A 20,716-nucleotide genomic window follows, 5' to 3' on the forward strand; every position below is an offset into this window, starting at 1 on the left:
GCGATGCAGCTCGAACTCGAATTCTTCGGTCCGCTGCAGGACCAGATGGGCAGCCGGGCCGTCCGCATCCAGGCCGAGCACGCGCCCCACACCGTCGACCAGCTGATCGACCTCATCGCCGCAACACATCAGGGCAGCGACGCCCTGCGCGCCTGCCATGTCCGCCTCGCACTCAACGACCGGATGATAAAGCCCAACGCCCCGCTCAAACTCAACAATGGCGACCGAATCGCCTTCATGTCTCCCTTCTCCGGAGGTTGATCGTGAAACGCGTCACGCGGGATGGCGCACCCCGGGTCAGGCACTTCAATCAGCATCACTGTCGCCCGAGCCGGCGCCGCCTGCCAGGGTGCGGGGCATCATCCTCGTATTGGGAACAGGGCCAGCAATTGCCGGAAGGCCGTCAAGCCGCCACGACTTTCGCCGGTCGGGCGCCGAACATCATCGGCGCATAGGCGACGGCAAAGACCATGAAGGCGGCACTCCAGAGGATGGCACCGGCCGCGAGCAGGATCGGGTCATTCGCCAGCAGGGCAGCAATGACGCGCAGGGCGGCGCCCAGATGCACGAGGCCGTATATCCAGAATGTCGCGACATTGGCGCGCCTTTCCCGCCCGGTATGCCCCAGGCTGGCCCGCGTCATCACCGCCAGAGTCATCGAGCCGATGAGACCCGCGGCGATTGCATGAAGCCCGGCACCGGGCGCGATGTAGCCCGGCACGACCAGGCCCGCCCCCAGCAAGACCAGGCCGAGCGGCAGCCACGCATAACCCAGATGGAGGGACCACATGAGGGGTTCGCTGAGCGTGGCAGCGCCTTGCCAACGCAACAGCCGGCAAGCATGAGCCAAGCCGGCCAGGACCAGGAGCCCTCCGGTCAGCATGTGAGCGGGCCACAAGACCCATCCCGAGAGAGCGACGATCAGAACGCCAATTGCCGCCTTGTCGAACACCCCCATCGGCGGGGCCACTTTTGTCGCCGCCACATCGCCCCGTCCCGCCAGCCAGTTTCGCGTGAAACTCGGAACAATGCGGCCACCGATCAAGGCAATGAGCGTACAGGCGATGGCGAGGCTGCTGCGGATCGCCAGAGGGTCGGCCGAAAACGCGTGAAAGGCCAGATGGGCAAGGGCGTAGCCGGCTATCAGGCCGGCAACCGGCAGGTTGCGCCAATTGCGGCCGGCGCCGATTTCGCGCAACACCACCGCCGTCAACACGAGCAGGAACGCCACGTCAAGCAAAGTGGCAACCGGGCCTGCCAAGACCAGGCTGGCCACCCGGCCGAGCGCCCACAAGCCGAACAGCAAGCCGAGCCGCCAACCGGCGACCGGCGACCGCCCGGTCCAGTTCGGGATCGCGGTCAGCGCAAAGCCGCAAATTATGGCAGACAGGAACCCGAAAATCATTTCATGGGCATGGCCCGACATTCCGAATCTGGCCAAGGGCAGTGGAAATCCCAGAAACTCTGCCAGCCACACAGGCACCAGGAGCGCAGCCCACACAGCGCCGCCCAGAAAGAACGGGCGGAAAGCATTTTGCAGAATGGGAGCGGCCCGCCGTCGTTGCGCGCCACGATCAATATCACCCGACATTGGCGACCTCATTGACTTGATATTTTTCAAGTCTAGCCGAATGCGGAAGATTGCGAATGAGGCGCGTTGACGCGGGTCGGCACGTCAATGCTTGGCGTTGCCGGAATGAACCTGCAGACGACTCTCGCCATACCCGGCAAGGCTCGCAGCCGGCCCCGGGGAGTTCATCCCGGCATCGACCGGGAGCCCTGGCGGATGGGAATATGGCCCGATACCGCCCGACAAGCCGTCAAGGCGCACCGAGCTGGCGCTCCAACTCGGAAAGCCGGGCGTCCTGCAGGTTCTGGAGCAGGCCGGTCGCGTGGAACAGAAGCCTTTGCCACAGGCTCTCGCTGCGGAACTCAAGCCGCACATGCCCGGTCAGACTGAACATGTCGGCAGCGGACAGTGGCGCCCGCACCTGAAGGATATACAGTCTCTGCCCGCTCTGCTCGTCGATGCTGACACGTTCCTGAAGGACCAGACTGTTTGCGTCCAGCTGGTAATAGCGACCATCAACCCTCAACTCGGCCGAGCGAACGCCCTCACGGTAGTAGTGGACAAATCGTTCAGGAAACCGGCCGGACACAACCGAAGAACCCTGATCCGGATAGAGTGCACCAATGGCCGCGCCGGTCACCAGTTGGGCACCGGGCTGCCGGTCGGTCAGAGGCACGAAGACCCCTCTTGCCCCTGCGGTGAGGGCTTCGCCCTGCAGTCGCGTTTCCAGGCGGTCGACCTGGTTTTGAAGCGAGCCGAGGCGTTGCCGGGCAGTTGCCGCCCGGAGCGGTTCGCCATCGCGTTCGGCATCCAGCGCTTGCAGCGCAATGGCTTGCTCGGCCTGCCGTTCAGCCAGCTGCTCCCGCAACACCCGGAAATCGAGCTCGGCCAGGATCGTGCCCTCGGCAACCGGTCCATACCCGACCAGGCCGCCAAGCCGACCGGTTTCAGGAACGGTCACCGCGTAGTGACCGGCCGCATCGATCGTTACATCAATGTCTTGGCGGACGGGGACCCGTACCAGAACCAGACTGAGTCCCAAAACCACGAGCAAGCCCAGGCGAACGCCCCAAAGCGCCTTGCCGTCCGGGTTGCCCGCCCCTGATGGACCGGCAGGCGACCGCGCGAGCGGTGACAGGAACATGGCAACCAGCCCCCAGACCACCATGACCGCTCCAACGCCCATATATCGCGGCAGAAGGCTGTAGGCGATAAAACCGATGATGTAGATCCGGTAGACAAAGCTCAGGGCCGCATAGGCCAGGATGGCGACGTCACGCAGCCCGGCCGGGGTCGTCCCACGCCGGCCGAACGTGCCCAGCCAGATCTGGAAACCCTTGAATGCGCGGCCACCATCCTGGGAGAGATTGCGGTATCTCACGAGGTCGATCAGCGCGAAATACCCATCCAGCTTGACCAGCGGGTTGGCGTTGAACAGCACCGAATTCAAGGTGAGATAGACGAACAGATTGCCCAGCAGCGAGCGCAGGAAATCACCCGTTGTGAAATGCCAGGCGATGAAAATGACCACGCCCAGCAACAGGTCGGTGAAAAGCCCGGCCAGGCTAATAACCACCCGCTGCAACCGATTGGCTGACACATCGGCATCGGAGCAATCGACAAAGGGGATTGGAAACAGGGCGATGAACAAAACGCCCGCCTGCGCGACGCGGGTTCCGAATCGGGTCGCCGCGAGCACATGGCCCAGCTCGTGGAATATCTTGAGCAAGGGCGCCGCGATGCCGAATGTGAGCAGGGCCTCCGGTGAAAAAATGCCCTGGAACGCCCCGATTATGGCCCAGTCGCTCTGAATGCCGAGCCAGACCGCTGCCAGCAGGAGCACCGCCATGAGCCAAAGATAGACCGGGCCGACAAGCAGCCCTGCCATCCCGGTCAGATAACGCTGCCATGGCGCTACACTAAACAGCGACAGCCGGATGAACAGCGGGTTGAATGTCGCCGCGCCGGCCCGTTGGCTCTGACGAAGATACTGCACGGAATGCAACAGGCTTGCGATACTGGCCCGATCCGATCCGGACTGCGCCTCGCCCTGATCTGCCGCCGGACCGCCCCCGTGCCTGAGGCGAAGCATTGCCCGCACGACCTCGCGCGGGACGACCAGGATCGAGCCGGTTGCCAGATCGCGAGCCATCACGCCCCGCTCTGGCTGGTCCAGCGGGCCGTCCAGCTCGATCTGGTTCAGATTCGCCAGTTCAGGAGTGTCCATGCTTTCATCCTGACGAATTCAATGACATGCCGCGACCAAACCAGGATGCGGAGGCTCCGCCCGGTATCTATCCGGGCGAATCCGGACAGGCCCGGCACCAGCTCGCCCTCACCTTCGGTCTCGATCAGGGCCGACGCCACGAGAACGGGCTGGCCAGCTGGCCCCTCGGCGCTCGCGTCCGGGGCGGGCGGGGTAAGCATCGTTATGGAATAGGCCCGGTCGAGCTGACCCCGCAAACTCAGTTCGCCGGTCTGACCTGTCTCAACAAAGCCCGCATCGGACGGCGACAGGGTGAGCTCGAAACTATAAGTCTGGCCGGTCTGGATGCGTGCGATTTCCGTTCCCGCCGGCAAGAAACGACCGCGCTCTCCAGCTGTGAGTGCCGCCACGACGCGTCCGCCCTGTCCCGCCACCGGGTTGAGCAATTCCATGCGGGTCTCAATCTGTTGCAGACGGGTTTGTTGGAGGGCGATGCGAGACCGGGCCTGCACATAGACCCCGTAATTGTCCTCGGCGAGCGCCGCGTTGGCGGCCGCTTCCTCAACAGAGAGCTGGTAGAGTGCTGACGCTCGCGCGTCAGCCTGGTCTGGCGCCGACAGGGTCGCGATCGGAGCCCCGGTATCCAGCGCCTGCCCCACCTCAACCGCCATGTCGTCCAGATAGGCGGGAAAATGCACGGAAACAATCTGCACGTCCCGCGGCCGCGTGAAGCCCGAGGCCGTTACCGTCCGGTCGGTCGGCAGGAGCAGGAAGATGGCGAAAGCCGCGACCGCTGCCATCCAGCCACGCCGCATCATGACGCGGCGACGCGACCAGTCTCGCTGGGTAGGATGTCGCAGCTCCAGCATGGTGCGCGCAGCGGCGCAATGCGGCTCGGGATCCCCGTCCCGCGGATCAAACAGCAGGAAACCGAACCCCCCTTCCTCCAGCGGTGGCAGAGACAGGTGGCAGGCCGTCGCGCCGAGTTTATCCAGGAGGAGAATGGTGTCTTCCCGCAGCAGGTCGTCCTCGCCCAGATCCTGGACGCTGATATGGCGCGACACCGCCTCGTCGGACCGCCAGCGGCGCAAGAGGTCAGCGATGGTATCCCGGCTGGACTCCATCTCTATCGACGACAGGGTCAGCGCTGCTTGCTGGCCCGGGCGACAGATGATGATGGCCGCCTTGCCGGCCCACCCCGAATTGGTCAGGACATCGCAGGCAATCGCCAGCAACCGCTGACGGGACAGCCGTGCCGGCGCTCGCCCGAGCGCAGCAGCGAGTTCAAGCGCGAGCGGCGGCGAACCTGTTGCCGAATCCCGGCGAGCCGGGCCGTCGACCGCAGATGCGGCTCCCACCAGCGCGGCAAGATGCTGGGCGGTCGCCTGGAGCTTGGTCGCCGGTGGCACCGCATCCAGCACAAACCCGACCATCGCCTGGCCCGATTCCGGGACCAGAATGACAAGCCGGTCGCCGAGTTGTCGAACAGCTGTTCGGCCACGCGGCAAATCCGGGACGTCCAGCGACGTTATCCCATCCGGCAAGGTCCCGAATACCGGCTCCGGTGCAAGCGTCCCGCCCGGCCTTGATCGGAATATGCAGGACAGCGTCTCGAGCATGGCTCGATCAGGACCCGATCTTGCCGAACTGGTCTTCGTAGGCTTTCACGGACTGGTTGAGGATGACCGCGAGGCGCTTGGCCGCGAACGGACTCATCACAATGCGGTGCGCGAGATCGACATCCACATTCTTGGTTTCCTTGAGATCGCCCCGCCAATGCTGATGGGTGCCGAACAGGAGAAAGAACTCCTCCCGGTTGGCCGTCGCCGTTCCGATATTGGCGTAGTGGCTCTCCATCTTGTCATCATGCCAGTTGACCTGGATGCCACCGACCTCGCTCGGGGTGCCTGATGCTTTCTTGTCCGTCATTTCTGTTTCCTTTGACCCAATAGCCTGGTGCGGGGATGCCCCTATTCAGCGGCCACCATCAGGGGCGGGTCTGAATGATAGGGCGGGCTTGCCGCGGATTGGCCCAGCTGAAGCCGGTCCTCGATAATCATCATCACACGCTCGAGCAGCAACGCCCGGGTCACGCCGTCAACCAGTGACGACTGTGACATGAAGGCTTCGAGATCGGCGGCAATGGCGGCCCGCAATGCTTCACCGTCCAGCCCCATCGCCATGAGCTGGGCGATGGCGGACATCAACATGTCACCCATCATGTAGTCCATCAGCATGTCCAGCTGGGACGCAGGAACGCCCGGCAATGCGAAACGGTCAGCGGATGTGTCCGGAAGGCCTGCCAGTCCCGTGTCCGACCGGCTGCGCTCCGACCCGTCCGCGGGCTGGTCGAGGCTAAGCCCGATCGACGACGCCGACTGGGCTTTCGAGACGATATCGATCGCGCCCGGGCCAGCAAAGTTGACGGTGACCAGCTGCCAGTGAGGTGTCGCCTGATTGAACAGGTCGCTATCCCAATGTGTCGTGAAATATCCGGCGAAACCGTCGGAGAACAGCGCGTCCTCCTCCGTGTTCCCGAAGAACAGGTCAGGACCAAGATTGCCGATCATGACGTCGAACCCGGCCTCGCCGCGAAGCAGGTCATAGCCTCCCGTCTCATAGGCAAAATTCGTATCGATCCAGAGCTCACCGCCCAGCCCTGTTCCGTCCGCTGAATAGGCGCGAACAATGATGGCCGTGTCACCAATCAGGAAATCCTGGCCGTCCCCACCAAACAGCTCGTCATCACCGAAGCCACCAATCAGGTAATCGGTACCCGTATCGCCGCGCAGCACGTCATCCCCGTCAACCTGCGGCGTCACGCTTTCCAGTCCAACCAGCCGGTCGAGAGCCGACTGCCCGGTGAAGGCACGCTTGACCGAAAGGAAATCGAGATCGGCATTGTCGCCGGCCAGCAGGTCATCATCCAAGCCGCCATCGATGCTGTCATCGCCGGTCTGGCCGATCAGGACATTGTCGCCAGTGGTTCCGGCAGCGGTCAGCATATCGTTCCCGCCCGAGGTGTGGTTCGAGGTGTCGAGGGTGAGAATGTCCCAACCGTGAGAGTGTGTGACCGCCGCATCATCCCCGGCCGCGACGTCATCGCCGTTCCCCACAAAGACCGTATCGTCGCCCTGGCCTGCGATGATGATCGCATTGCCGGCTCCGGTCGTTATCCGGTCATCTCCACCGAGCAGCGACGCGTCCGAGCGCAGGTAACCCAGGCTTTGATCGGTTGAGGACAGATAGCTGCCACGATCGCCGAGAATCTGGTTGAAACCGTCGCCAGCTTCGATGAGGTCGCCCTGCTCACCACCGATGATGATGTTGTCACCGTCCGCCGCGACGATGTGATCCTGGCCCGATGCCGCCGCCATGTCGGTCGAGACCATCTCGTACAGAATGATGGATTCATCGGCGTTGAACAGGGTCCGCATAACCCCGTCATCTGCCAGCACATGGTTCAGGCCGGCGGACAGGGTTGCCGCGTCATCGCCACCGCCCAGAGCCAGCATGTTGGTGCCGCCAGCCACCACAACGCGGTCATCACCATCGCGCGTATCGGCATGTGTCCGCGCGGTTTCCACCAGCGCGTCGAACAGGAACCAGGCCTGTCTGGCCTGCGCCAGGATGGCGTCGGATGGTGACGCACCCGGATCGGCATAAAGGGCCAGAGCCTGCAGCGCACTGTCGCGCAGCACCATCTCGCCACTATCACCGATAAGGGTCAGGCCGCCGACGTCACTGAATACGGTGTCATCGCCAAGTCCCCCGAACGCCAGATCATTCTGATCCACTGGCGCTGGCTCTACACCGCTCAGGTTTTCGCCCATGATCAAGGTGTCATCGCCATCGGTATCAAGCGCGTGACCGGTCAGGACACCATCGGCAAAATCCAGACTGCCATTGTCGCCAAAAAGCATGTCCACGCCCAGGCCGGTATTGAGAACATCATCAGCCTCGCCGCCGACCAGGCGATCATTGCCGCGGCCGGTTGTCAGCGTGTCATTACCGCCCAGTGCGCTGCTGATGGAAACAATGCTGTCGATGGCAGACCGGATGTCAGCCCCGTCGATACTCCCGAAATCGCCGACCAGAACATTGTCGCCCGACGGCGCACGCAGGATGTCAGACCCTCCGCCGCCCAACAGGATATCGTCCATGGCGCCGCCATCCAGATTGTCGGCACCCTGATTGGCACTGTCCTCGTATAGGCTTGCAAACCGCTGGGCGACCATGTTGCCCGTGAGAAGGACACTGGCGAAATCACCTGAAATCAGGTCGCGACCGCCCGAACCGGTGATGGTGTCGGCACCGCCGCCACCCAGCAGGATGTCATCACCGGACCCGCCGCGGATCAGGTCATTGCCATCGGCCAGGTCCCGGACGCCGATGTCCAGTTGTCCGGGCAAGGTCATTCCGATCCGGATGTCACGGATATCGATCTGCGCGCCGTCCAGCGTCGCCGCGATTGTGCCGCCGGCAATGACATCCTGGCCGAGACCCCCGGCCAGCTCGTCGTCACCACCATTCCCCTCGATCAGATCGTCGCCGCCCTGCCCGTAAAGCCGATCATCACCGGACCCGCCGATCAGGATGTCATCGCCGTCCTTGCTGGCCAGCGCGTCAATCTCCGAAGCCGTTCCCGAGGTGCCGGCCTCGCCCGCAGCGCGGCCCCAGCCCCAGACTTCGACATCGGCGCCGTTCACCTTGATGGTATCGGAGCCGGCTCCGCCTTCGATCCATACGGTCGTGCCGCCGATTTCAATATTGTCGTCTCCGGCCCCGGACAGCACGGTGACCTGGCCAGCGCCATCCAGATCACCGCGGATCAGATCATCCCCCTTGCCGGTGAGCAGGATGTGGTTGCCGGAGCCAACCGTGATGCTTTCCGCATCCCGATGAGCCTTCAACTGGGAGATTTCCGTGTAGTTTTCCAGCAAGGTCGCGAGATTGACGAGCGCGCTGGCACCAACATTGTAGTACCCGTCCGCCGTCGGATCCGCGGTATCATCGGCAAGCAGCCCGAGCAGTTCGCGAACCCGTTCGGGCGTCACATCGCCACCGGCAAACTCGGTCAGGAATACGTCCCGCATGCCATAGTCATTGCCTGAGAAGACAATGACATTTCCGCCCGGGATGTTGATGGTGTCAGCACCACCCTCGGCGAAGATGATGTAGGTTCCTTGCGCGTCAGCCGGGGCGGTTATGACATCATCGCCAGCGCCCGAGAACACAACATTCACCCCGCCCACTGGCAGGGTGATGACGTCCTCGCCAGCGCCGGAATAGGTCAGGGTCACCCGGTCACTCGCGGCATCGGCAAAATTCGACATGTCGATGACATTGTCACCCTCGCCCGCCGGAATGATCACCGCGGTCGCGTCGCTGTCGATTTCGCCGTCCAGCGTACCTTCATCCGTGGTCAGGGACACCGCAAACCCGTTGGCGGCAGTCCCCATGACAACCACATCATTGCCATCCTCGACCATATCGGAGTTCGAACCCATGATCCGGGCGCCGATATTGAGGACCTGTGTTCCCACCTCGGCGCTGCCACCGAGACCCAGCAGATTGGCCAAGCCCTCGAGCGACAGGATGCCGGCGCGCGTCCCGTCGAGGCCGGCGACCAGGCTGGGTTCCGGATCGTACAGTTCGAGCTCGATCGGGGGCAGTTCATGCTCGAACAGCGTCGTTGTCACACCCAGGGCGGTGACCTCGGCAGAGACACCGAACTCCATGATCCCCTCCAGCAGATAGGCGATCTGCTGGTGCGGCGTGATGGCGCCGTTCTCGACCATGAAAAGAATGGCGTCGAGCAACTCGGACAGCCTCACCTTGCCGTCATCATTCGGGTCGGTGATGTTGAACGCCAGGTCGACCAGACCGGAGCCGCCCAAGGTTGCCACGGTGGCGTTGGCAAACATCGAAATGTCCAGATCGATGTCGACGAGGGAGCCTTCGCCCGCCTCGATGAAGACGCCGTCGAACAGCCGGAACGGGTCGAGGGAATTGAGGAAGTTTTCGATCCCGCTCATGTCATAGCCGACTTCGAACATGGTGATGCCATGGCCGGATATGCGGTTGGAGATCAGCGGCCCGATCTCGAGATCGTCGAGGGCGTCCGTGACGATTGCAGGAAGGTCAAGGGAGTCGATCAATACCTGGGTAAAGTCGAGGTCGGCTGAATCGATGTTAAACCATGTGTAACGGGCCCGCACGAGCTCGACACCGCTGAAATCCCCGAGCAAGAGAGACAGGGCGGCAAACGGATCCTGAAGCAGCGGGATATCCACCGAGAAGCCGTCATCCGGATTGCCAAATGTTCCAAAGCCCGATGATCCGTCGTCGGTAAGAAGCCCGGTCGGATCAATGGTCGTCAGATCGATGTCCGCCGCACTGGTTTCGCCGCTGACGAGCCCGTCCGAGAACGGGGTGAAGTCAAAGCTGCCGAACTGGACCATGCCGCCGCTGTCGGCAATATCGACCACGAACTGGGCGATCGAATTGGCAATCTCGGCGATGTTGTCGCCCAGCTTGATGATCGGGAACCACAACGCGATGAGATCAACCGCCAGGTCCTTCAGCAATCCGATCGGGTCCTGGAAAATGACATCGATCACTTCCAGCAACGGCCCGACAACCGACATGATGGGGTCGACCAGCGGACGGATCAGCGCATCATAGAGCTGACTGGCATCGACTCGCACATTGTTGATACCCAGGGCGTCGACCGACAACCCATCTGCCAGGCTGAATGTGGCGTCCAGCACAAGCTCGGCCGCGACGTTTGGCAGGATCGGGTTGCCCCCGATCTCGAGGGCATCGCCGGAAAACGGGTCGAGAATGTTGCCGACAACGCCAATATTGACATTGATGTTGGCGCCAAAATCAAACGCAACCAGTTCCCCGTAATCCAGGGCGTCGAGATAGACGATGCGCTCATAGGAGAGTTCGTTCCCGAACCCGTCCAACGGCGTGATGCTGGAAAAGTCACGACTGATTTCCTCGCCCGACTCGCCGAAGAGATCGGCTTCCAGGAAGGCTGTCAGGCGCGCTGTGCCGCCATCCGTCGAGGCATCGGAAATGATGATGCCGTCATCGTCGAGCGTGACCGCCTGTGCGGACAGTCCCAGAAGGTTCAACACGCTCATCGAGCCGCTGAAAGACCCGGCATCGACAAGGAAGTCGATCGAGACTTCGGCATCATCCGTATCATTGAGCAGGAAGAAGCCGTCGATATCCATGCCGAAGCCGATATTCACGGTGTAGCTGAGCTCGAGAAGGATCTCGGAGCCCTCTTCCACTTCGATGTTCAGCCCCGGGATACCGAAGTCGAAATCGATATCCAGCATTTCACTGAACAGTTTGCCGGAAAAATTGATCGCCCCGTAGATGAACGACTCCGAAGTCGATCCGGACGTATCGAGGAAGGCGTGAAGATACTCGACATCATCGGTCCCGAAGACATCGTTCAGCGCCTCATTCACGAATCCGTTGATCAGGTCGAGCGTGGACGGCAAGGAACCGTCCGGTTGCGGGGTTTCGGCATACGCAAGAGCCGGCAGGATGACGCTGTTCATGACGTCATCAAAGAAGGTGAGCCCTGTTCCCAGCGCATCACCGATGATCGGCAAATCAATATCGGCCAGGAAATCCTCGAAGAATGCGTCGATTTCCTGGAAAATGTCGTAAATCCCCTCAAGCAGGGGCGCGGGATCGTTCAGCAATGCCAGGGCATTGAAATCTGCGAGACCATTGATGATATGGCTGTCGCCAACGGATTCCCCGGCGAGGTATGACAGGTCGACCTGAGCGGCCATGTCCGCTTCCATACCGTCCATCAAAGAAGCCGCAATCGGCCTGAAGGCGTGGCCGGCCCCGTCCGGTCCGGCCGACTGGTCCTCACGGCTCACCTCTGCCCGGGCCAAGCCCGCGACTGCTGCCATCAACGCTGCGTTTTCAAGCTCGTCGATATCGAGACCGGAATCCGCCTCTTGCCCGTCGGCCGGGACCCTGTCGGAGACAGGCTTCTCGGTGATTTTCTCAAGCCAGGCGAGGTCCGACCCGGCGACCGGCCCGGTGGCCTGGATGGCATTGGACACGAACTCGGCTGAAGGCTCTGCGCTCCGGTCCGACACGAGTCTCGCCATCGGAACGAACTCCAGCCCGTTCGCATCGATGACATCGACAATTTCGAGGCCGCGGAACAGGCCCGGCCCCGACCAGATTTCGTCAGGGACTGACAGGTCAGGCGAGACAATCTCTGCCGGCCGATGTTCCAGGATACGGTCCGCCACCGGGCGCGGCTCGGCGACAGGCTTTTTGGCCATCTCGGCCTGAACGGTCTCTTCAAGCGCTTCAGCAACCGGCAGCTTGCCTGGCAGTGTGACGGGCTCCGGGGTCGAAAGGGTCTCGGCGACAGGCGTCTTGATGAAGTTAGGCAGGCCGGCCCCGTCAAGCGCTTCGGCAACTGGCAGCTTGCCCGGCAGTGTGACGGGCTCCGGGGTCGAAAGGGTCTCGGCGACAGGCGTCTTGATGAACGGGGGCAGGGCCTCGGCAACCGGATACTTGGCCGGGATCAGGACTGCTTCCGGTGTTGCCGGCGTTTCTGAGACCGGCTTCTTGAGGAACTCAGGCAACACGTCGGAAACCGGTTTGTTCCCGTGCACCTTATCCAGCTCGGAGGTCGGAAGGACCTCGGCAACCGGCCGCTTGGCAAAGGTGTCGTCCGGCGCTGCGTCCGGCGCGTTCGGGGCCGTCAGCGGATCCGTCAACACGGCGGGGCCGGTGCTGGCGCCATCCCCGATCTCGGGCAGGTGGTGCCCGCCTGTCACGTCGAAAAGAAAGGCACTGCCGACAATGGGGCTGACCGTACCCAGCATGTTGCCATCGTCCGGCCGGATGAGGTCGCGACTGCTCTCGAGCACGTCAGGGCGCAAGGCCGAAAATGCGAGCTGAACCCGCTCGGCCGCCTGCATGACAGGCTCCAGGTCATGAGAGCGGTACAGAATTCCGGGTTGAGGAGCCGTGTCCGGGTTCACGCCTGCCGGCAGGCCCGCGGCTTCGGTCTCACCCTCGGCAAGGTTGGCATATTGCTCGGCAAAATTCTGGACCAGGTCGGACAGGCTGCCTGATAGCGCCGTGGTCGAAGCGAGGTCCCACTCAAGGTTCGCGTCCATCATGATGCGTGGTTCCAGAAGAACCGGTGCCACGACTGTGGGGTTTACAGAATTGACAGACATGACGCCTCCCCTGGCAGGCCGACAGACGCGTCAGCACTACCGAATTCCAAAGCAGCGTCCAAACGGGGCGCCAACTTCATGAACCACGCATTGTGTCGCGCGGCACTCAAAACCTTGTCGCCAATGCGACCGATACCCGTTGCACACGATCATGCGACTCGCGAGCAATTGGCTCGGCGAAGGCGATACGCAGTTCACCAATATCACTGGTAAACTCGACCGAAATTCCGACAGCGGCACGCACAGCGTGGCCATCTTCAAAGCCGGGTCCCGATGCGCCGGGCACCGACCAGCTGCTTCCGAAGTCGACAAAGCCTGCCACGACGACAGGCATGTCGGACACCTGCCGCCTGAGCTCCAAACTCCCGGCATAATAATTCACGCCGCCGAGTGGCTCGCCGGTCACAAGGTCACGCGGCCCGAGGCCGCCATACTCAAACCCGCGAGGCGCGACTTCGCCCTGGAAGGCGCGATGCAGGACCGACACGGCGTCACCATCCAGACCGCGAACAGCACCGGCAACAAGGCGTGACGCCAGGGCCATGCGTTCTCCCAGCGGTGTCTCCATCCGGGTTGCGATCTCGAGGGACACAAACTTCCGCTCGCCAAAACCGGCGAGCCGGGCATTGGTCTCGATACGCAAGCGACTGTCTTGCGGAAGGACGGGGTCGAAAGATCCACTCTCGAACCGGGATTGCAGCTTGATGCCGGCGCTGCCGCCCGCGCCGATATCCCGGTTCAGGATCGCGGAAGTCGAGCCGATCCGCGTGATATCATCATACTCGGCGAAGAGGCCCACGCCGATTTGCGTACGCGGGCCGACAGGCAGGTCCCGCATGACCGAGACATCCGCGCCGCGACTTTCATAGGGAAGATAGTCCCAATCCTGGACCCGAGCCGAGGCGCGATAGGTCAAACGGCCCGTCGACATCTCCGGGCTGCGCGACACAGTCCAGCTCCCGGCCTCGCCTTGCGGGCCACCGCGATAGGTTAGGGCAGTCGCGATGTCCTTGTCGCCACCCAGCTCCTCCAACGCCAGAGACACATCGCCTGTCGGGCCTTTCAGGGTCGAGTATCCCAAGCCAAAGGACAGGTCGCCCGACTGGGCGGCCGCACCGGCGGTCAAAGCCGGTGCGCAGACGCACACCATGGCGGTCAGGAAGAGGGCAAGCGCGCTTCGCATGAGCTCCCCGGCAATATTTCGGCAGATTCAAGATGAAAGAATACGGACACCGTGCCAGATGCGAGATCGGCAATCGGCGAGACATAGTCGAATTGAACGGCAGCCGGATCGACCGGCCGACCGTCGATCTGCAAGACCAGCTGCCTGGCCGACACAACCTCGGGCAACAAGGCACGTGGCACAAAGGCCTCGACCCGCAAAGGCGACAGGACATACAGGGTCAAAAGGGACTGGCCCTGGGTTGCCTCGCCGGGATCAAGCACCCCTTCGCCAACCACACCGGTTGCCGGACTGCGCACGGTCGCCAGGGCGATCTTTCGGCGCAGCGGCTCGGCCTCCTGGGCTGCGAGCTGCAACTCCTCGCGGCGGCGGGCGAGTTCCGCCTCGGCGCTTCGCAGCTCCAGTTCAACGGCCTCGAATTCACCATAGGAGACCGCCTGTTGTTCATAGGCCTCGCGCAAGCGGTTCACACGCGCCTGCAGACCGTCACGGCGCTGCCGGGCGGCATTCAGGGATCCGGTCGCATTGGCGCGTGCCTCCGCCAGCGCCAGCTCCGCCTCCTCAAGCCCGGTGCTCAATCGCAGGACAGGTTCGCCCTCCTCGACCACCTGGCCGGGCCGGACAAAGACCTCCGCGACAATGCCGTCGAAAGTGGGACTCAGCTCGATCTGCCGCGATGCGCGAACGCTGCAGTCGATCGGGCGCGCCTGGCCGGTTCCGGACGTCGCCAATTGCGCCTGCGTCGGCGCCGAGACTGCCAGAAACAGGGCCGGGATGAGCCCCAGGGCGCGCATTACTCGACAACCTCGTTCAACGACCCGCCGGTCAGATACTGCAACTCGCCCCAGGCCCGGAGGTACTCCGCCTGGTAAAAGGCCAGCCGTTCCCGGGCCACATTCAGACGCACCTGCCGCGACAGGACGCTGTAATTCACCCCCTCACCGAGTGCCACGCGGTCCTGTTCCCGTTCGAGCGCCGACTCGGCGTCCCGGACAGACAGCCGGGCTGCGCTGATGGCGTCCGCCAATGCATTGAGCCGGTCATGAGCCCCCCGGATGCCGGTCTCGACTTCGCGCCGGGTGGCGAGATAATCGAGCGCTGCGACGCGCTCGTCGACGCGGCGCGTGAGGCTGGAGTAACCGCGCCCGGATGCGTTGAAGAGCGGGATGGTGAGCCGCAGGCCCACCAATTGGTCATCGGTCACAGAGCCGCCGCCAAAGCGGCTGTTGGCGCGGTCTTCACGGTCCAGGGATGCGTAAGCGGAAAGGACCGGTGCGAAGTCCTCGAACACCGATTGCCAGCTTTCCATATTCGCCATGACGACCTGGAAAGCCGCCGCCATGATGGCCGGATTCTCTTCTCGTCCGAGCGCCAGTGAGCGGTCCAGGTCGGTTGATGGGCCGTAGGCGGTCACCGCGGGCAATTCGGTCGGAAGACCGCCGGTAATGACGCGCCCGGACAAGGCCGACAGGGTCGACACGGCATTGCGGTACCGGGTGCGCTCAAAGGCGATTTCGGCAGCCAGGGACCCCCGCTCGCTGCGCATTGACGCCAGGTCGACAATCTGGCCCTCGCCGACCCCGATCCGGCGCTGGATGCCGCCGACCTGCTGATCCATGAGGTCAAGGCGTTCCTGGAGGAAACCCGCCCTCTGGCCTGACTGGATGGCGATCACATACTGGTCAAACACCTCGGCCGATACGTCCTTGACCGATTTCACATACTCGATTTCGGCAAGGGATCGGGCCGAATTGGCGATGCGAATTCCGAAAATGCGCGACAGGTCGATGATCGGCTGGGTGAGCTGGATCCGGTCGGTATTCACCGGGTAGCTCGCCGTGCCCGCCTGGAAGACCTGGTTGTCGGTTTCCACCACTTCCTGGTCGAGCTGGTCGCGCTGAATCGATGCACTGACTTGCGGCAGATAGCCGAAAATGGCGTTCAATCGCTCGGCTTCAGCCCGCTCGATCCCCTGGGCAGCCCGGCCGATCGCCGGATTGCTGTCGAGCGCCGCGCCCATCAGAACGCCCAGTTCAGGACTGGCCGCTTCCGGCAGCGCCCCAAAGGTGTCGGTGAGGGCCTCCATGCGATCATCGGAAGTCATCACATTGTCGAGTCGGTCGCGCGCCCGCGCTTCGACCTCGGCCTCAAGTCCCGTATCCCGCAATTGTGCGAGCCGGTGGTCGGATACCCTGTCGATCAGGGATGCGCAGCCACTCAGCATGACCAAGGCCAACCCGCACGCAAGTGCCCTGGCCCACGCGCCGCTATTCCGATTGTCCGCCACTTCATCCCCCCGGAGCTTATGCTACCAGTTTTGTTAACCCATATTATTTGAAGGGGCTACTTATTGGCTGCGAAACGCCACCAAAACAGACCAATCCCGAAGTGTTGATCACCGCTTCAAAGGGGCACATCGCTTGCCCCCGGAATTCTCGACACCCGGTCTCAAGGCTTCAGCCCGGACAAGCATCCTTGCCAAAACCAAACCCTAGAACGGCATCCGCAACTCGACCCTCACGCCATTGGCGCTGAAGTCATTGTTCCCGAGGCCCGAGAAACGGGCTTGCGCCGACACGTGAGCGCCATTGGCCCACTGGCCTCGCAGCCCCACCGTGGCATCAGCGCGAAGCTGGCCATCATCAATGCTGCGTCCGGATTCATCCATCAGATCGGCACCATCATAGTCCCACACGGCCCTGACAGCCGCAGTTGGCTCCCACCAACTGCCCGGACGCTGCCCATCCATTCGGTAGGCGACCTCCGGTCCGGCTTCCAGCCGTCCGACCGAGATCGTCTGCTCCGGGATCGCGATCGCCAGGCTGTCGGTATATCCATCCTGCGTCTCTTCATAATGCGCCCAGGACACGCCGGGACGGATTTTGAGCTGGCCGCCGTCAGAACGCGGTGCCGACCACTCCCCGGTGAGGTTGGCGCGGATCATCAAACGCGTCGTTTCGAACTCATCCTCGTAGAAACCAAGTGGATTGATGGTGTTCTCCGACCGGCCCCACATGGCCAGGACATCCAGCGTGGTACCCGGGGCGAACTCCCAGACGGCATAAGGGCCGGCCATCCAGCCTGTCCCGTCTATCTCCGCGCCGCTGACCGCACCCGCGGCTTCGACCGGATTGTCGGCAGTTTCGCTCATCTGATCGATCTGGACCATGATGCCGACCAACGCGTTATCGGCTACCAGCCAGTCCGCGCCCAACTGGAACAGACCAAACCGGCTCTCGGCCTGGTCGCCCGCCCTGTCATCATCCAGCGCGTCATAGCTTGCGGAGAACCAGGCGTCGAAGCGGGCCGCGCCCGACTCCGTCAGCTGCGGACCGTCAGGCACCTGGCGCTCATTGGCCTTGGCGTGGTTGCGGAGGCCCGACAGGCTGCCCGCAAAATTCATCGTGACATTGGCACCATCGACGTCGGCCGAGAAACGGCCTGGGGTCGTCGCAGTCCGGTCACGCAAGCGTGTGGACAGATCCGGGGCGCCAGTCAGGATACGGTCAGCACGACGAACCATGTAGTTGTTGATCGCCCGCAAGGTCGCCAGACGGACTGCGTCTGCATCGCGAGTGTTGGCGAATGTGCACACGATGGTCTCGGACGGATCCAGGTCGATATCCACCGAACCGGCTGCCAGATCAATCACGGAACCGCCATCGGTGTCGCCGACGCAGGTCAGGCTCTCGAGCGCCCAGCCCTGCGGCAGGCTCTGGGCGAGGTCGTAGGTGCCGAAGATTTTCTGGATCGGGGCCGAGCTCGCCGCGCCGCCAGATGTGGTCAGACTCAAACCACCCAGATCGGCATCGGTGGAGGCATAGGTGAAAGTTTCATCGCCATGGGTCCCGCCCGGTGTGGTGGCAACGATCTGCAGTGACCCGAAGCGCGCAGCGATTGAGGCGGTGACCGGAATGTTGGCGAGGACGGTGGCGCCAGCCGATGCCGGCCCGCGCGATGCTTGGGATGCCTGGCCTGCCGGTGCGGCCGTCGTGACCGTCACTGTGCCGGAATACTCGCCCGGATCGAGTCCGTCTGCCTCGGCATTGAGGCCGACGGTGAACTGAATACTTCCTGATGCCGGGATCGTCCCGCTTGAAGGCGTCACGTCGGCCCAGGGCACATCAACAGAAGCGACGAAATTGACCGCCAGGCTGCCCGGATTCGACAGCGTTACGTTGGTGGTGACGCTGTTGGGATCAAGGACTGTCGAGCCCAGGTCGAGATCAACATCCACCGCCGGGAATACAACATCGACGCTGGCATTGTCGGCTGCCGACTCGTTGCCGGCCGTGTCCTGTGCCGCACCCTCGGGCACTGAAATGGTCAGCGTGCCGACGGTTTCGGGGGTGATGGTGGCCGTGTAGACACCGGTCGCGCCCGGGGTCAGCGCCGAGGCCGCACCATTGGTGACCGCGATATCGCTCACCTCGAACCCGGTGACGCCTTCAGAGAAGGTGAAAGTCGCGGTGAACGTGCCCTCGACTGTGGCGCCGGGAAGGCTGATCACCAGACCCGGTGGCGTCGCGTCGGTATTGATCGAGAATTGTGCGGCCGCCGTACTGGGGTTGCCGGCGCCATCACTGGCGGCACCGGTCGCGACGTCCACCGTCACCGCACCGTCGGTCGTTGGCGTGATGTCAGCTGTATAGACGCTGGCACTGACTGCACTGAAATTAGACGCCACGCCATTGCCCACGACCAGATCGGCGAGCTCGAAGCCCGTCACATCTTCCGAGAAGGTGGCGGTGATGGCGAATGCGCCCGACACCGGATCGGTGGCGCTGGTGCTCAGCACCACATCTGGTGGCGTTGTATCTGTCGCGAGTGCAGTGATGGAAAACTGGGTCGCCGCAGTATTGGAGTTGCCGGCAGCATCGGTCGCGACGGCGCCCGGCAGATCGACAGTCACCAGCCCGCCCGCGGCAATCGGTGTTACCGTCACGGTGAAGACACCGCCACCGGCGTCGACCAGATCAGTCGCAGCAGCATTGGCGATCTCGAGATCGGACAGCTCGAAACCTGTCACCGCTTCGGAGAACGTCACCGTAAGAGAAAACGCGCCGGTCACCGGGTCGGTAGCCGTCGAGGTCAAGGTTGCGTCAGGCGCGGTATTGTCGAGCGTATAGCTGTTCTCGTTCGTGCCCGTGGGCGCGCCAGACAGCATGACATTGCCATACTCGTCGACAAAACCGTCGATGAGCGCAATCGACACCGCACCGTCGAGGTCGGCCAGGTCGCCGCCCGAGGCCGTCACCGTGAAGCCGATCGAGAACCGGCTGACGCTCAGCGATGCCGTACTCCCGGTCAAGGTGAAGTCCGACGCTGACATGCTGGTCGTGTTGGTGATTTCGGAGAACAGGAACTCCCAGGTCAGCGAGTCGGCTGCCGTCAGCTCCTGTGTTGGTGTCTGCCGGGTCACCGACGCCAGCACCGGTGCGGCGTTGCCGACCTCATAGGTTTCATTGGCCCCGCTCGGCGTCGTGCTTGCCAGCCCATTGCCGCTCGAATCTTCAATGTCATGGCCGGCGACGATCGACAGTGCATAGACGCCACGTCCCGCAGCGAGTTCGCCGCCGCTCAAGGTCACATTGTAAACGGAGTCACTCTGCTGCGCGACGGCGATTGCCCCGCTGGACGGTCCGGTCGCCCCGAAATCTGTCACCGCGACCGCGAAGTCGGCGGCGTCAACATTTGTTACGCCCTCATCAAAGGCAACACGCCAGGTCAGGCTGTCAGCATTGGTGAGTTCGGTGGCAGGATTGGACCGCGACACCGAGCTGAGCTGCGGCGCGATCGTGTCCGGAACGCCGCCAGGGCAATCGGGTTCGACCGCGTGAACATCCAGATCCGCAGAAGCGATGATGCGGGGATCGGTCAGGTCGACCGTGTCGTTGGCGCTATAAATCCGGGTCGACGACGTCGAGTCGATCAAGATGCCGGTATAGGGGTCATCGGCCGGTGTGGCACCCTGAGCCATGAAGCGGTTGGCTGTGATTGAGATGCCGGGGGTGAGAGAATTGTTGCCTGTGTGCGACCAGATCACCGTATTGTTGCCATCCAGGATATGCGCCTCGATGAAATCGTGGCCTGCGCCATCATCATCTGTGGCGCCGGTGACGCGGTAGGTCATCCCGAGCCAGGTCGGCGAGGCCGCGGTGCAGGAACCTTCGATCCCGACCTGGACGCGCAAGATGGAGGCATTCTCCGCGGCCTGCGCCGGCGCGGCCTGAAGCCCGACACCCAGCGCGATCCCGGCGAGTAGCGTGGACATCCGGCGCGCTACGCCTGCCTTGGCGTCAGTCCGCACACCCCGATTGACCGCAGCCATCGGCCGACCCGTAAGAAAAGCAAACATGGATTTCGTCCCCAACACCGCGGCCCCGAAGCACCGCATTACCGCCAACCAGGTTAAGTTGCGTCCGCGCCTGTCGCGAGGCTCGCGGACTTCTCAACCTTTTATTAACCCCGTTTCTAACGAGTCGAGAGCTGGATGCAACGCCGAATGCGCA

The 20,716-nt window shown here is 62.9% G+C and carries 10 protein-coding genes; 1 reads left to right on the forward strand and 9 read right to left on the reverse strand.

Translation table 11 applies throughout. The features are described from left to right. Window positions 1-3: 3 nt before the first annotated feature. Window positions 4-261 carry a MoaD/ThiS family protein gene (locus VOI18_RS00490; protein ID WP_323760438.1) on the forward strand — a complete coding sequence of 86 codons (258 nt, stop codon included), beginning with the start codon at window positions 4-6 and terminating at the stop codon, window positions 259-261. A gap of 142 nt (window positions 262-403) precedes the next feature. Here VOI18_RS00490 and VOI18_RS00495 read toward each other — a convergent pair whose 3' ends face one another. The 9 genes from VOI18_RS00495 to VOI18_RS00535 all read right to left on the reverse strand — a co-directional run bounded on the left by VOI18_RS00495 (window position 404) and on the right by VOI18_RS00535 (window position 20,562). After that, window positions 404-1,603 (reverse strand): NnrS family protein, encoded by a 1,200-nt coding sequence (locus VOI18_RS00495; RefSeq protein WP_323760464.1) that lies wholly within the window; start codon window positions 1,601-1,603, stop codon window positions 404-406. 217 nt (window positions 1,604-1,820) lie between these two features. Then, window positions 1,821-3,797 (reverse strand): site-2 protease family protein, encoded by a 1,977-nt coding sequence (locus tag VOI18_RS00500; protein ID WP_323760465.1) that lies wholly within the window; start codon window positions 3,795-3,797, stop codon window positions 1,821-1,823. Beyond that, window positions 3,770-5,395 carry an HlyD family efflux transporter periplasmic adaptor subunit gene (locus tag VOI18_RS00505; RefSeq protein WP_323760466.1) on the reverse strand — a complete coding sequence of 542 codons (1,626 nt, stop codon included), beginning with the start codon at window positions 5,393-5,395 and terminating at the stop codon, window positions 3,770-3,772. The genes VOI18_RS00500 and VOI18_RS00505 overlap by 28 nt, the downstream gene beginning before the upstream one ends. Before the next feature lie 7 nt (window positions 5,396-5,402). Next, window positions 5,403-5,705, reverse strand: coding sequence for a DUF3467 domain-containing protein (locus tag VOI18_RS00510; protein ID WP_323760467.1), 303 nt, complete (start codon window positions 5,703-5,705; stop codon window positions 5,403-5,405). Window positions 5,706-5,746: 41 nt separating this feature from the next. Next, window positions 5,747-13,021: a hypothetical protein gene (locus VOI18_RS00515; protein ID WP_323760468.1), complete on the reverse strand. Its 7,275-nt coding sequence runs from the start codon at window positions 13,019-13,021 to the stop codon at window positions 5,747-5,749. A 106-nt stretch (window positions 13,022-13,127) separates the two neighbouring features. Next, the gene (locus tag VOI18_RS00520) at window positions 13,128-14,204 is read right to left on the reverse strand and encodes a BamA/TamA family outer membrane protein (protein ID WP_323760469.1); all 1,077 of its coding nucleotides are present in this window, start codon (window positions 14,202-14,204) and stop codon (window positions 13,128-13,130) included. Next, window positions 14,177-14,998: an efflux RND transporter periplasmic adaptor subunit gene (locus tag VOI18_RS00525; RefSeq protein ID WP_323760470.1), complete on the reverse strand. Its 822-nt coding sequence runs from the start codon at window positions 14,996-14,998 to the stop codon at window positions 14,177-14,179. Before VOI18_RS00525 ends, VOI18_RS00520 begins: the two co-directional genes overlap by 28 nt. Beyond that, window positions 14,998-16,428, reverse strand: a complete 1,431-nt coding sequence (locus tag VOI18_RS00530; RefSeq protein ID WP_323760471.1) for a TolC family protein — start codon at window positions 16,426-16,428, stop codon at window positions 14,998-15,000. Before VOI18_RS00530 ends, VOI18_RS00525 begins: the two co-directional genes overlap by 1 nt. 267 nt (window positions 16,429-16,695) lie before the next feature. Further along, window positions 16,696-20,562: an Ig-like domain-containing protein gene (locus VOI18_RS00535; protein ID WP_323760472.1), complete on the reverse strand. Its 3,867-nt coding sequence runs from the start codon at window positions 20,560-20,562 to the stop codon at window positions 16,696-16,698. Window positions 20,563-20,716 lie beyond the last annotated feature (154 nt).

The sequence above is a fragment of the Maricaulis sp. genome, assembly GCF_034670125.1.
Classification (GTDB): domain Bacteria; phylum Pseudomonadota; class Alphaproteobacteria; order Caulobacterales; family Maricaulaceae; genus Maricaulis.